Annotated in this window: 15 protein-coding genes and 2 pseudogenes; 15 read left to right on the top strand and 2 right to left on the bottom strand. The window is 36.6% G+C overall.

The window, feature by feature from the left end:
* Positions 1-253 precede the first annotated feature (253 nt).
* The 8 genes from IGI52_RS02625 (at position 254) to IGI52_RS02660 (ending at position 6,660) form a co-directional block, all read left to right on the top strand.
* Positions 254-2,110, top strand: a complete 1,857-nt coding sequence (locus IGI52_RS02625) for a BglG family transcription antiterminator (protein WP_438780386.1) — start codon at positions 254-256, stop codon at positions 2,108-2,110.
* A 63-nt stretch (positions 2,111-2,173) separates the two neighbouring features.
* Entirely contained in the window at positions 2,174-2,509 is a 336-nt protein-coding gene (locus tag IGI52_RS02630; RefSeq protein WP_438780387.1) for a PTS lactose/cellobiose transporter subunit IIA, read from the top strand.
* Complete coding sequence (locus IGI52_RS02635; protein ID WP_438780388.1) at positions 2,506-2,799, top strand: PTS sugar transporter subunit IIB; 294 nt, start codon at positions 2,506-2,508, stop codon at positions 2,797-2,799. Before IGI52_RS02630 ends, IGI52_RS02635 begins: the two co-directional genes overlap by 4 nt.
* 27 nt (positions 2,800-2,826) lie before the next feature.
* Positions 2,827-2,952 (top strand): hypothetical protein, encoded by a 126-nt coding sequence (locus IGI52_RS02640; RefSeq protein WP_438780389.1) that lies wholly within the window; start codon positions 2,827-2,829, stop codon positions 2,950-2,952.
* Positions 2,953-2,984: 32 nt separating this feature from the next.
* Positions 2,985-4,103 carry a PTS sugar transporter subunit IIC gene (locus tag IGI52_RS02645; RefSeq protein ID WP_438782220.1) on the top strand — a complete coding sequence of 373 codons (1,119 nt, stop codon included), beginning with the start codon at positions 2,985-2,987 and terminating at the stop codon, positions 4,101-4,103.
* A gap of 43 nt (positions 4,104-4,146) precedes the next feature.
* A complete protein-coding gene (locus IGI52_RS02650) occupies positions 4,147-5,187 on the top strand; it encodes a tyrosine-protein phosphatase (RefSeq protein WP_438780390.1) in 1,041 nt (346 codons plus the stop codon).
* A gap of 22 nt (positions 5,188-5,209) precedes the next feature.
* Positions 5,210-5,470: a family 1 glycosylhydrolase gene (locus IGI52_RS02655; RefSeq protein ID WP_438780391.1), complete on the top strand. Its 261-nt coding sequence runs from the start codon at positions 5,210-5,212 to the stop codon at positions 5,468-5,470.
* Positions 5,467-6,660, top strand: coding sequence for a glycoside hydrolase family 1 protein (locus IGI52_RS02660; RefSeq protein WP_438780392.1), 1,194 nt, complete (start codon positions 5,467-5,469; stop codon positions 6,658-6,660). The genes IGI52_RS02655 and IGI52_RS02660 overlap by 4 nt, the downstream gene beginning before the upstream one ends.
* A 160-nt stretch (positions 6,661-6,820) precedes the next feature.
* On the opposite strand, the gene IGI52_RS02665 is transcribed toward IGI52_RS02660, so the two are convergent.
* Positions 6,821-7,378, bottom strand: a complete 558-nt coding sequence (locus IGI52_RS02665) for a recombinase family protein (protein WP_438780393.1) — start codon at positions 7,376-7,378, stop codon at positions 6,821-6,823.
* A 182-nt stretch (positions 7,379-7,560) separates the two neighbouring features.
* On the opposite strand from IGI52_RS02665, the pseudogene IGI52_RS02670 reads away from it, so the two are divergent.
* Positions 7,561-7,683, top strand: a pseudogene (locus tag IGI52_RS02670) (sigma-70 family RNA polymerase sigma factor); the annotation flags it as partial.
* 17 nt (positions 7,684-7,700) lie between these two features.
* Here the strand turns inward: IGI52_RS02670 and IGI52_RS02675 are convergent.
* Positions 7,701-8,530: pseudogene (locus IGI52_RS02675) on the bottom strand (transposase).
* A gap of 351 nt (positions 8,531-8,881) precedes the next feature.
* On the opposite strand from IGI52_RS02675, the gene IGI52_RS02680 reads away from it, so the two are divergent.
* The 6 genes from IGI52_RS02680 (at position 8,882) to IGI52_RS02705 (ending at position 13,644) form a co-directional block, all read left to right on the top strand.
* Positions 8,882-9,343, top strand: coding sequence for a PTS sugar transporter subunit IIA (locus IGI52_RS02680; protein ID WP_438780394.1), 462 nt, complete (start codon positions 8,882-8,884; stop codon positions 9,341-9,343).
* Between the two features lie 119 nt (positions 9,344-9,462).
* On the top strand, positions 9,463-10,167 hold the full coding sequence (locus IGI52_RS02685; protein WP_438780395.1) for a FadR/GntR family transcriptional regulator: 705 nt from the start codon (positions 9,463-9,465) through the stop codon (positions 10,165-10,167).
* 57 nt (positions 10,168-10,224) lie between these two features.
* Positions 10,225-11,061 carry a transketolase gene (locus IGI52_RS02690; protein WP_438780396.1) on the top strand — a complete coding sequence of 279 codons (837 nt, stop codon included), beginning with the start codon at positions 10,225-10,227 and terminating at the stop codon, positions 11,059-11,061.
* The gene (locus IGI52_RS02695; RefSeq protein WP_438780397.1) at positions 11,054-11,998 is read left to right on the top strand and encodes a transketolase family protein; all 945 of its coding nucleotides are present in this window, start codon (positions 11,054-11,056) and stop codon (positions 11,996-11,998) included. The genes IGI52_RS02690 and IGI52_RS02695 overlap by 8 nt, the downstream gene beginning before the upstream one ends.
* A complete protein-coding gene (locus IGI52_RS02700; RefSeq protein ID WP_438780398.1) occupies positions 11,999-12,955 on the top strand; it encodes a D-2-hydroxyacid dehydrogenase in 957 nt (318 codons plus the stop codon). It abuts the gene before it with no gap.
* A gap of 32 nt (positions 12,956-12,987) precedes the next feature.
* Positions 12,988-13,644: an aspartate/glutamate racemase family protein gene (locus IGI52_RS02705; RefSeq protein ID WP_438780399.1), complete on the top strand. Its 657-nt coding sequence runs from the start codon at positions 12,988-12,990 to the stop codon at positions 13,642-13,644.
* Positions 13,645-13,647: the final 3 nt, after the last annotated feature.

The following is a 13,647-nucleotide window of genomic DNA, read 5'->3' on the forward strand; positions in this document are numbered from 1 at the left end:
ATCTTATTCAGATTCTTATCTGTAGCCGAAGTTATAGTGACTAACAAAGAATTTCTATTCATTCCGGTTCCTTTTTCTATTATTCAAACATTGTGCATATTATTTTGCAGATAATGTTCTTTTCTAAGATAAGTCTCTGTGAGAAAATTTAAACAGATAAGAGAATTAGTAAACCTACTTTTGCAAGATTTATTACTATTAGTAGGAATACAGTCGGCTAAAATATCCTGATTATCAAGAAAGGAGTTAAGAAATGAACGAAATACAGGATCTCCTGGAAATACTATTGAAAGTGGATATTGTTTCGGTAAAAAAACTTCAGGAGAAACTCAATTTTTCTGAGCGTAAGGTCCGTCAGCTTCTTCGGGAATTGAGAGGATACGAGAGAAGCTATTCTTTTAAGCTGGAAACAATCACAAAAAAAGGCTATACACTGCATATAATTGATAGAAAACGTTTTGATCAGTTTCTTGTTTTTCTAAGTAGTCAAAATAGCAGCAGATTTTCTGGAAAACAAGAGCGGGTTTATCTAATTGTCTACCTGTTACTGCAACATAAAAATTATGTTTCACTGCAGCAAGTTGCGGATGCTTTGGATGTCAGCCGCTCAACGATTCTTACCGATTTGACAGGAGTAGAAGCCCTCTTACAGGAATATGACATCCAATTACAATCTAAGCCCCACTACGGTGTGAAGCTATCTGGTTCTGAAATACAATTTCGCCGTCTATTCTCTAAAGTCATTTCGCTTGGAATTGGCGAACAGAATGAAGAAAGTAGCTATTTCGAGCATGCCGAACAACTTGATTTTTCGAATGTGGCGGAACAAATTAAGAGAACTCTGTTGGAAAACGAGATTATCTTAAGTGATAACGTGTGGGAATCCATTATCATTCACTTAAAAATTTTAGTATCGCGTGCGTTGAACCATAACGAAGTAACTGAGTTGAATGTGAATAAGGAGTTGATCACCTCTAAATTCTATGAAGTGGCCGAGTGTATCCTGAACATTTTAGCTCAAAATTTCGAGGTGCAATTCGCTTCTCAGGAAATTGATTTGCTTGCCTCTCAATTATATGGCAAAGCAACTTCCGAGAGTGTACCAGAGCAAAAGAAAACCGAGCAAACGGCCATGATTGTTGAGACCTTAAATAAGGTTGACGAGGAGTACTCCACCGACTTTTCAGAAGATGAATTGCTTTTGGAATACTTGCTTTTCCATATCTATCCGATGATTTTGCGTATTTCATTTGGGTTGGAGTTGAAAAATCCTGTATTACCAACTATTTCCATTCGATACGCCAATGCCTTTTTAGTAAGCTTGAGATTTATTGAATTTCATCGTGAACTAAGTCGGCATAAGCTGTCTCGTGACGAAATTGGCTATCTTGCTCTGCATTTTGCCGCCCATCAGGAGCGAAAAAACCAGCAGCGTTTAGCTGCGATTAAACGAATAATTTTAATTGAAAATTTGACACGTGGACAGTCCTTGCTGCTGACTACTAAAATACAGGCTGCCTTTCCAGCCGCTTCTATTCGAGTGCTTCACCCAATGGAAGTCAAGAATGTGCCCTTGGAAAGTGCCGATTTGATTTTGGCAACCACACCGATAGAGGCAGTCTTCGACAGTGCACCGTCCTTTATGATCAGTGAAACGCTCGCGGACAATGAGCTTCTGTCGCTGAAAAACAACATTTTATACAGTTTATTACAGGAGGAAAAACGTCAACCGGGATTACGTTCACTGTTTGATGAAACACTCTTTTTTATTGAAAAAGAGGAGCAGGACTATTTAGCAATTTTAGAAAAGTATAGCGAGCAGATGGTGCAGGCGGGGTATGCAGCAGAGAATTTTCCAGCACTGGTTTTGGAGAGAGAACGGCGTTTTACCACTATCTATGATTATGGTATCGCTGGTCCACACAGCATGAAGCAAAATGCAATCAAAAACAGTATCATGGTTATTTTGCTGCCGAAGGAAATTACTTATGAGAATAAAAAGGTTAAATGTATTTTCTTGATTAACATCAAAAGGAAACAGCTCTTTTTGTATCAAGAAATCAGTGAATTTTTGTTAAAAATAATGGAGCAAGATCTAGTGGAACAATAAGTCAGCTAACTGCTTTTGATGAATTTGACCGTTACATGAAAAAATATTGGTGAGGGATGAACGATGGAAGAAACAATTATGGAAATCATATTGAATGCCGGAAATGCGCGCAGTATGAGCCTTTTAGCAATCAAGGAAGCGCGTAAGGGAGAGTACGAAAAAGCCGATCACTATCTTAGTGAAGCGAAAAATGCAGCAAATTTGGCTCATAAAAGTCAGACTGCCTTAATTACAGAGGAAGTTTCTGGTAATCCCCAAGTCGTCTCATTATGGATGGTTCATGCACAAGATCATTTGATGACAGCCTTGGCGATTCGTGACCTAGCTATTGAAATCATTGGTTACGGCAAGGGATTAGAAGAAAGAATCAGCTATTTAGAAGGGAAGATGGAAAAATGAAGAAAATTTTATTAGCCTGCGCAGGTGGGTTTTCTACAAGTATGTTAGTCGCAAAAATGAAGGAAGCCGCTATACAAAAAAATTATAGCGTCGCAATTGATGCAGTCGCTGAAACAGATATTGAAGAGCATCTAGATGCAACGATTATCTTATTAGGTCCTCAAATTGCCCATCGTTTGGAGGATATTCGGAGTGAGGTTACGATTCCTGTTGAGGTGATTGATTCTTTAGACTATGGCATGATGAATGGCGAAAAAGTCTTAGAAATGGCATGGGACAAGATCAACTAGTGGTACCGAATTAAGGAGGAGAGATTAATGAGTTTTTCATCTATGAGTCAGAAAGTGGCGCCTAAATTAAATAAGGCCGTTACTGCATTTTCAAATAATGTACTAGTTAAAACAATTGCAGCTGGGATGGCACGATTGTTGGCTCGATTTTAACCTTGATTGCTAGTTTACCGATTGATTCTTATATGGAATTTTTGAATAATTCTGGTTTAGCTTCCTATATTAATCTAGGAAATACTATGACAAATGGTATTATTACGATTTATTTAGTCGCTGCTTTAGCATCAGAAATGGCCAAATTCTATAAGAAAAATCAGATGAATGCTATTCTTATTTCATTATTAGCCTTTTTCATCGTTACACCATTAACTGTTTTTGAGGTTGGTGAAGCACCGGTTGAAGCTTTTACTTTGCAATATCTAGGTTCCCGGGGGATGTTCGTTGGGATGATTGTTGCATTAATCACTACCAGAATCTATGTCTTAATGATTGACAAAGGAATCAAGATTAAAATGCCTAGTGCAGTGCCGCCAGTCATTTCCTCATCTTTTGAGTCTTTGATTTCTTTCATTTTGATTGCAGTTATTTTTATCAGCGTAAACTTTATTTTTTCTAAAACTGGCTACGGAGATATACATACTTGTATCTACACGATCTTACAACAACCTTTGGAGGGTGCAAGTGGTTCTTTAGCAACAATGCTGTTGATTTGCTTTATCGGTGAAGTCTTCTGGTGGTTTGGTATTCACGGAAGCAACGTTACCTCGACAATTATTGCTACCTTGTATATGCCATTAGCTATCGCTAATACTCAAGCCTTGGCAAGCGGCGAATCTTTGCCATTTATTTTAAATTCTTACTTCTTGAATATTTATAAAGGGCCTCGTCATTTAGCGCTGGCCTGCTTGTTACTATTCCTTGTTCGCAGTAAACAGCTGAAAGCTATCGGGAAAGTTTCAATTGTGCCAAGCTTCTTCGGAATAAGTGAACCAATGAAATTCGGAATTCCAATGGTCTTTCAACCATTGATCTTCCTGCCAATGTCATTAGCACCTGTCATCTGTATTGCCATCGCCTACTTCGCTACAGTCATTGGTTTTCTGCCAAGAGTGGCGGTTGATTTGCCGTGGTCAATGCCGCCGATTATCAGCGGATTTATTGCAGGCGGATTTGCAGGGATTATTGTGCAAGTCATTCAATTTATCGCAGTAATTCTGATCTACCTTCCATTCTTAAAGGCCTTAGATAAGCAAAAGGTTACGGAAGAAAACGAACGAGAAGAAAAACTGCAACCCACTGCATAACCGATGGAGCAATGCAGGAATTTGAGAAAGGAATGGAACACACATGTCTAAACTTTTGGAACAGCACGGAAAACTGCGCATTGAAGACCCTGAAATCCCAGCGAATGTTAAAGTGACGGTCTTTCGTGGCGAACAACCAACCTTAAGCACAACAGATAAGGAACGGATTGGTACCTTTTCTAGTCAAGAAATTGAATTTGAAAAAACGGCCACAGATAAATCGTTTCGTCACTACTACATTTATCAATATGGCGATGCGAAGAAGATTATCGCTTTTCGAAATCTTTCCTTACAGGGAACCTTTAATACAAGAGATTTAGGTGGCTACCAAACCAAGGAGGGACGAATCCTCAAGTGGGGGCAGCTATTTCGTTCTGATGCACTACATCAGCTGACCAGTCAGGACGTGAAATACTTTGAACGCCTTGGGCTACGGACAGTGGTTGATTTTCGTGGGAAAAATGAAATTGACAGTGCCCCAGATCGAAAGATCCCGGGTGTCAAGCACGTCTATCTCAATCCCAATGCCGAGGTCGCTGCCTTGGCAACTGGCAATCTTGTCGATGATCGGGAAAAAATCAGCAAACTTGTTGCCATTGCCAATAGTTCGGAAGGGGCAGCCTATTTTGCCGATCGCTTAGATGAAATGGTAGAGCAAATGAGGGAGTTGGTAGCTAGTCAAATCGCTCAACAACAGTATCGACGCTTTTTAGAGCTGTTGCTTGAGGAAAATGCAGTACCGCTTTTGGAGCATTGCAAAGGCGGAAAGGATCGGGCAGGTTTTGCATCAATCGTGTTTTTATTAGCTTTGGAAGTCCCTAAAGAAATCATTTTGCAAGATTATATGATGACAAAAGAAAACATGCGTGACCGCAACACAAGGCGAATGGACGAATATCGCGCCTATACCGATCATCCTGTCGTTCTGAATTACTTAAGAGGTCTAATGGACACCAAAGAAATTTATTTTGAGGCTGCTTTTGATGAGATGGAAAAGCTAGGGGGAGCAGACCACTATGTCAAACAAATCTTAGGAGTCTATGATAGCCAATGCACTAAATTAAAGGAAAAGTTTTTGTATTGATTTTAAAGATGGAGGCAATAAAATGAGTCATATTTTTCCAAAAAATTTCTTATGGGGTTCCGCTGTAGCTGCCAATCAATTGGAAGGTGCCTGGCAGGAAGGAGGAAAGGGGATTTCGCAAAATGATGTTGTACATTACCTTGAACTGTCGGACGCGACTGAAATTCCTAATTTTGATCAGCGAGATACTCTATTGTCAGGGATGAATGATCAGAAACGGTATTATCCCAACCGTTTTGGTATCGATTTTTACCAACGTACAGAGAAGATATTCAATTATTGAAAGAATTAGGGATTAACTCGTTTCGAACCTCGATTGCCTGGACGCGAATCTTCCCAAGTGGTGATGAGTTGCGACCTAATGAAGAAGGGCTGCAGTTTTACGATGATTTGTTTGACGAATTGCTGAAGAATGGTATTGAACCGATTATCACGATTTCCCATTACGAGCTTCCACTTAAGCTGGTGTTGGAATATGGTGGTTGGTTCAATAGAAAACTAATTACTTTTTTTGAGAATTTTGTACAGGCTATTTTTGAACGTTATCGTGATAAGGTGACTTACTGGATTACTTTCAATCAAATCAATTCAGGCTTAACTGACGCTTACTTGTCTTTAGGATTGATCAAAGAGGAACATCCTCAAATTGAAAAGGTTAAATTTCAAAGCTTGCATCACCAACTCGTGGCAAATGCTCGGGCAATCGAAATTGGCAAAGCAATCAATTCAGCATTCCAAATTGGCTCAATGAACTATGAAATGACTGCTTATCCCAAAACCTCTCGACCAGAAGATTTCTTGGCCTGCCTTGCTAATGATGATGCTCAGGCCTATCTATCAGACGTGATGGTTTTTGGGGAATATAGCACCTATATGAAACGGTACTTTTCTGAAAATAATATTCAGTTGGAGACACAGCCAGAAGATTTTTCATTACTAAAAAGAAACAAGATTGATTTTTTGGCATTCAGTTACTATCTGACAACCGTTCGCAGCAGCGAGATGCGAAGTCTGCTAGACAAGATCGCTTGGAACATGGGTGAAGACACACGAAATCCTTACTTGAAGACTTCTGAATGGGGCTGGCAAATCGACCCGATTGGGCTGCGAATTGTCCTCAGAAAGCTGGCAGTACGATACCGCAATCTGCCACTGTTCATTGCTGAAAACGGATTGGGTTATCGGGATACCCTTGAAAATGAGTGTGTTCAAGATGATTATCGTATCGCCTATCATCGAGAGCACATCCGCCAAATTGGTGAAGCAATCCTAGATGGTGTGCCTGTCATGGGGTATCAACCATGGTCCGGGCTTTATATCATTAGTGCCAGCACCTCTGAAATGGAGAAACGTTATGGCTTCATTTATATTGATCAAGATAATTTAGGATACGGGAGCAAAAGAAGGGTTAAAAAGAACAGTTTCTTCTGGTATCAGAAAGTTATTGAAAGTAATGGTGACAATTTGGAATAGGATAGAAGGAAATAAGTGTTTGTTATATCTGCATTGGTTCGAACGTACTTAATGTCTGCTGATTAATTAAAATATGTGATTATACCAGTTGTCATTTTCATTTTTAAATGGCGTGGTTTTTGATAGATAAACGGCATATCGATTTTAGTTGCTCGCCAATCTAGTTCCCATATCGTTGCTTATATCTCACAATCGTCGATTTATCAACTTCAAATAACCGAACAGTTTCTTTATAGGTATGTGTTTCTAAATAGTCTAGGATTTCTTTAATCTGTTGTGGGGTTTTCTTCGGTTTTCGACCGTCTCGATAATTCAGATTATGCAGCCGCTGATATTCTTTACCTTCTTGTGTTCTTTGAACAATCATATCACGTTCGAATTGAGCAAAAGCTAAAAACATATTCAACATTAAGCTGCCATTGGGGGATTTATCGATTCGCCCCATATTGAGAATATTTACCACAATATCCTTTTCTTGTAACTCTGAAATCAATGTTGTTCCCTGTTGAACGGAACGAGAAAGCCGGTCTAATTTAGTAACGATCAATTCGTCACCACCAGAAAGTACACGAATCAATTCATCTAATTTAGGACGATCGCGTTTTGTCCCAGTATATTTTTCGCTATAAATCTTTTCTGCTCCCGCATTTTTTAATAGTTCAATTTGACTAGCTAAATCTTGCTCGTTTGTCGAAACTCTGGCGTAACCATACTTCAAAATAGAACCTCCTTATGCACATATAAATTGCATACGTATTTAAGCTGATTTTATCACATGTGGCGCGCATGTGTAAAACTGTTAAGTTATGCGCATCTATTAAAAAAGCGCCATGTATGAAAGAAGAAAAACGCCATTTAAATATAAAAGTGACAGATAGTGATGAAAATCTCAGCAATAAAGAAAAAGTTTTTTTGATTGAAAAGTTTATATTAGGAAAAACAGACAAAGAAATTGGAAATACTCTAGGAATAACTAGACAAGGTATCACTAATATGAAGCATAGACTCTACTTAAAAATTTAAAAAGTCTATATTAATGTCTACTGATACTGAATAATTGCCAAATTTTCGTAAATCACAAAGTTCAATAATTTTGCCCCTAACCTTCTGAAATTCAAAGACCATATGAAAATTAGACGTAAAAAATCTGCCGTCAGTTTTGACAGATTTATGGCAATCACACTGAGCGCGATACTGGTAAGCGTCGTGTCCTTGCGTTTTGTTCGAATCAAACCCACACTAAAACAGCGTTTCAAGAGGCTGAAGCCGCGTTCCACTTCAACTCGGTCCGCATTGTCTTGATAGACGATTGTTTTATCTCGAATTTCATTTTTCTTTGAGCGTCCGAGAGCTGGACCTGAAAGCCGGATTCCTCGATCTTTACAATACGTAAGATTCTTCCGGTTCCGATAAATCTTATCTGCCAACACTCTTTTCGGATAACAGTCATGCCGATCATGATGGTGGCGGATGGCCGATACGAGTACTTCAGATTCGTTATAGGCATCAAAACTGGTGCGTTCAATTCGGGCAATTCCATTATCCATACTCAGATCAAATTTCGCACCGATTGATAGCCGGGTAGCCCAATGAAGAATTGCAGGTATGGATTTTCTTGAATTTGCAGAACGGTTTTTTCATCGCTGTAGCTGTACTCTTTTTGAATAAGCAAAGCGCCTAGTGCCATACGTAGAGGTTTCGCGACATTGCCCTTTTTATTACGAAAATTTTTAGCATAGCTTTTTTCAAGTTCCAGCCAAGGAATCCGTTCCGCTTTTTTTATCCAACGATTTTCAGGATTCATTTTTAAGCCAATTGGTTGATTAAAATCTTCGAATGCAAGTTGTGTGTGAATCTGTGGTTTATACATCATAGCCCTCCAAAAATTGATAAAAGTGCACGTTTTTTAATATTCCTTCGATAAAATTCTTGCACTTATTTTATCAAAAAGTAACGGTCAGTACTGGTATAATCACATATTTTAATTAATCAGTAGACATTATATAAATGTGTAGTCGTATTTGAGTGTTCTATTTATATACAGTCGGATGTTCTAGATTTATAAAACAAAAAATATAGAAAGCCCTTGCAAAAAATAGACAACTGTGATATCTTTACAAACGTAGGACGTCCTACAAAAAATCCAAAATAAGTATGTCCTTAGTTAATAAAAGTAAACATTATAATTGTAATTTTAATAAGTTGATTAAAGGAGAATGTTATGTTTTCAGTTTTTAAAGAGAAGAAATGCTACGTTTACAGTCCGACGGTTGGCAAATTGATGACATTGAGTGAAGTTGATGATCCTGTTTTTTCAACAGGTATGATGGGACCAGGATTTGCAATCGATCCTATTTCTGAAGAGGTATTTGCACCTATTGAAGGAAAAATAACATCTGTTTTCCCAACTAAACATGCTATTGGAATAAAAACTGCTCAAGGAATGGAAGTATTGATACATATTGGTATTGATACAGTAGACCTCAATGGTAAAGGCTTTGATGTGAAAGTGAACATTGGTGATGTAATAAGCAAAAAAACTTTACTAGTTAAAGTGGATCATGAATATTTAAAAAAAGAAGAGAAATCCCCCATTGTAATGGTTCTATTTCCAGAAAAAAAAGAAATACCTAGTCTAGATGTAGGAAATATGATGCTACATCAAGAAATTTTCTATTTCTAGTAATATGATTACTATTTTAGAAAAAACTTTAGATAAATATAGGTTATCACCATCTAAGTTGCCAAATGTGTTAGTATTGTCTAGTAACCAATACAAAAAAGTGTATAGGATGAGGATGGATGACAGAACATATTGGAAAAAAATTAAAACCTGTAACAAGGGGGACAATTGTAGATGAAATAATTGATTCGATTACGGATTCAATTATTAAAGGATACTATACAATAGGTACTAAATTGCCAAGTGAATTTAAGCTTATGGGCGAGTTAGGTGTTAGTAGGAATTCACTTAGGGAAGCAATGAAAATACTTGAGGCGATGGGGATTGTAGAGATTCGCAGAGGAGATGGGACGTATATCTGTTCACAAACTTCTCCTTCTCTGTTTGATAAAGTAATTTACAGTATTATTTATGATGCTAGTAGCAGTGAAGAATTATTGGAGTTGCGACAAGTATTAGACGAAGCAACAGTCCGGTTAGCGATTGAACAAGCTGATACAAAGGATATTGAAAAATTGCAACTTAACATAGAACAAATGAGGAGAGCTTTAAAAAACAAAGATATTGAAAGTATGCAGGCTATAGATATTCAATTTCATATGGTTTTAATTGACTCGTGTAAAAATATCTTTTTTATAAGAATAATGAAAGGTGTTTATACGATTTTTGAAAATTCTATAATGGAAAATGTAGCTGCTGAAACAATTGATTCAAAAGCAGCTGAATATCATCAAAACATATTAGATTGTATTTTGAATAAAGACTATAAGAGTGTGAGCAAAGCAGTATTTGATTCGCTTGAAACATGGAGAAAAAGGATTTGATAAAGTCCTTTTGATATTAAACGTAGGACGTCCTACGATAAAAGTGGGGGTATATTAATGGAAAAGTTAACAATAAAAGAATTAGAGGATGTAGCAGTAGAAATGAGAAAAACTGCAATTACGATGATTTACACTGCACAATCAGGGCATCCTGGAGGATCGTTATCTGCTGCAGATATTATGACCTCTTTATATTTTCATACTATGAATATTAACAGTAAGAACTATAAAAGTGAGAATAGGGATCGTTTTGTTTTATCAAAAGGGCATGTATGTCCGATTCTATATTCTACACTAATTTTAAAAAATATAATTCCCAAAGAAGAAATTTATAAATTAAGAAAAGAAGGTTCTATGCTACAAGGACATCCAGATATGAAACGATGTCCAGGTATAGATATTTCAACTGGTTCATTGGGACAAGGGATTTCTTGTGCTGTGGGTATGGCCTTGAGTGCAAAATTAACGAATAAAGACTATTATACTTACACACTTCTTGGAGATGGTGAGTGTAATGAAGGACAGGTATGGGAAGCAGCACAGACTGCAAGTAAATATGACTTAGATAATTTAGTAGTGATAGTAGATAATAATAATTTACAAAATGATGGATCTGCAGATGAAATTATGCCTACAAGAGATTTGAAAGCAAAATTCAATGCATTTGGTTTTGAAACACTTGAAGTTAATGGACATAAGATTGAAGAAATTGTTACGGCGTTAGATCATTTTAAATCAAATAAAGATGGACACCCTAAAGCATTGATTTGTAAGACAATTAAAGGAAAAGGTGTCTCGTTTATGGAAAATATTCCATCATGGCATGGTGTAGCACCAAATGATCAAGAGTATGAAATTGCAATGAAAGAATTGAAAGGTGATAAAGATGAATAGAATTCCAACAAGAGAAGCTTTAGGAGATGAAATTTTACAATTAGGAAAGGAAAATAGTGATATTTTTGTTATAGATTGTGACGTTTCTAAATCATGCAAGACACAACCATTTTCTAAAGAGCTTCCACTCCAACATATCAATGTGGGAATTGCGGAACAAAATGCTGTTGGAGTAGCTGCTGGTCTTGCAACTACAGGTAAGATTCCATTTGTTGTTACATATGCAGTTTTTGGAAGTATGAGAGCATTGGAACAAGTTCGGCAAGAAGTTTGTTACCCTAATTTAAATGTTAAAATGTTATGTTCTCATGGAGGGCTAACACCAGCAAATGATGGTGGTTCACATCAGTGTATTGAAGATTTAGGTATTATGCGAACAATTCCAAATATGACAGTAATTATGGCAGCAGATTATAATTCTGCTAGAAAGCTTATTCGAGAAGCTGCAAATACCTATGGGCCAGTGTATATGCGTTTTACACGAGATGGTGTAGATGAAATTTATGATAAAGACACCAAATTTGAAATTGGAAAAGCAAATTATCTTTATAAGGGAAAAGATGCAACAATTATTGCAAATGGTGATACTGTTGCAATTGCAAAAAAAGCAACTGAAAAACTAAAATCAGAAGGAATCAATGTTACTTTACTTGATATGCATACAATTAAACCGTTAGATAGGAAAGCCGTTGAAAAAGCAATTTTTGAGACGAATACTATTATTACGGTAGAGGATCATAATATCATTAATGGTTTGGGGTCAGCTGTTTCAGAAGTTATTGCAGAAGTTGGTAGTGGCCAAATCAGAAGAGTAGGAGTAAATGACAGATTTGGTGAGTCTGCACCGTACGAACGATTACTTGAGATGAATAATATAGCAGTAGAAGCAATTTGTGAACATGTTAAAGAGTTAGTAGAAACTAAGGCGGTGTTTTAATTGAAAATAGTTATTCTCGATGGCTATACTCTCAATCCTGGTGATCTTTCTTGGGAAGGATTTAAAGAAGTTGGTGAAGTAGAGGTTTATGATAGAACACCTGAAGAAATGATAGAACAAAGAATCGGTGATGCTGAGATTATTATTACCAATAAAACACCGATTAGTAAAAAAATTATATCAAATTGCTCTTCGATAAAGTATATTGGTGTGTTAGCAACAGGCTACGATGTTATTGATGTAAGTGCTGCTCATGAAAAAGGGATTATTGTTACCAATGTACCAACATACGGAACTGATACTGTAGCACAATTTACTTTTGGAATGATTCTAGAAATGTGCTTAAATATTGGCCTACATTCAGATAGTGTAAAAGAAGGAGAATGGCAAAATAATCAAGATTGGTGTTATTGGAAAAAGCCACTTATTGAATTGGCTGGTAAGACTATAGGAATTGTAGGTTTTGGTAGAATTGGTCAAAATGTTGGGAGTATTGCAAAATCATTTGGAATGAATGTCAATTTTTTTGATTTAAATACAATTAAAGGATTTGAAAATGAAGGTTTCACTCAAAAAACATTGAGCGAGCTATTAGAGACGTCTGATATTGTGACGTTACACTGTCCATTAACGGAAGAAACTTCTAAAATTATTAATGGAGAAACTTTATCACTAATGAAAACTACAGCATTCTTAGTAAACTGTTCTCGAGGAGGTCTTGTAGATGAATATGCTCTGAGAGATGCGCTAAATAATAATGAAATTGCTGGTGCAGCGGTTGATGTTGTTTCAACCGAACCAATCAAAGGGGATAATCCATTACTAAAGGCGCAAAATATTATTATCACACCTCATATTGCCTGGGGGACAAAGGAAGCTCGGGCGAGAATAATGGAAATGGCTAAAAATAATGTAATTAGTTATATCAATGGTAACATTCAAAATGAAATTAAATAGAATTTTTGAAAATTAAATTGGAGGAGAATAATTTGAAAAAACTTTATACTTTAAATACGGTTAATAATTTTATGGAAATGATTTACGAACCTTTTGGAGTTCCTTTTTTGAAGGACAATTCTGATGTTGATATTATCAATATCATGGATGATAGCTTATTGAAAGAAACCAGAGAATTTGGGAAGGTAACTCCAAATGTATCTGCAAAAATGCTAGCCTATGCTAAAGCAGCAGAAGCTTCAGGAGCAGATGGTATTATTACAACTTGTACTTCAGTTAATCAGGCGACTATGAACATCAAGCCATTTTTAAATATTCCCATTATTAATATTGAAGAACCTGTGGCTGAATTAGCAATTCAAAATGGCAAAAATATTGGAATTATTGGTACCATTCCTACTAGTCCTCTTGCGATGGATAGTATGATAAAAACGAAAGCAGAAGAACAAAATAAAGATATTACAATCCAGCACTATGTCGTTGAAGGTGCTTTTGATATTCTTGTAGCTGGTGATAGACAGAAACATGATGAAATGATAAATAACATGATTCAAAAAGTTCAAGAAGAAGTTGATGTCATTGCATTTTCCCAAATTTCCATGAGTTTGGTCCCACTGATGGAAACTAATGTACCTATTTATAAAATTGGAACATCAGGATTTGAAAAAATTTATAACATGATGAAATAATCA

Origin of the sequence: Enterococcus sp. DIV0187, from assembly GCF_051713785.1 — a bacterium.
Lineage (GTDB): Bacteria > Bacillota > Bacilli > Lactobacillales > Enterococcaceae > Enterococcus_A > Enterococcus_A avium.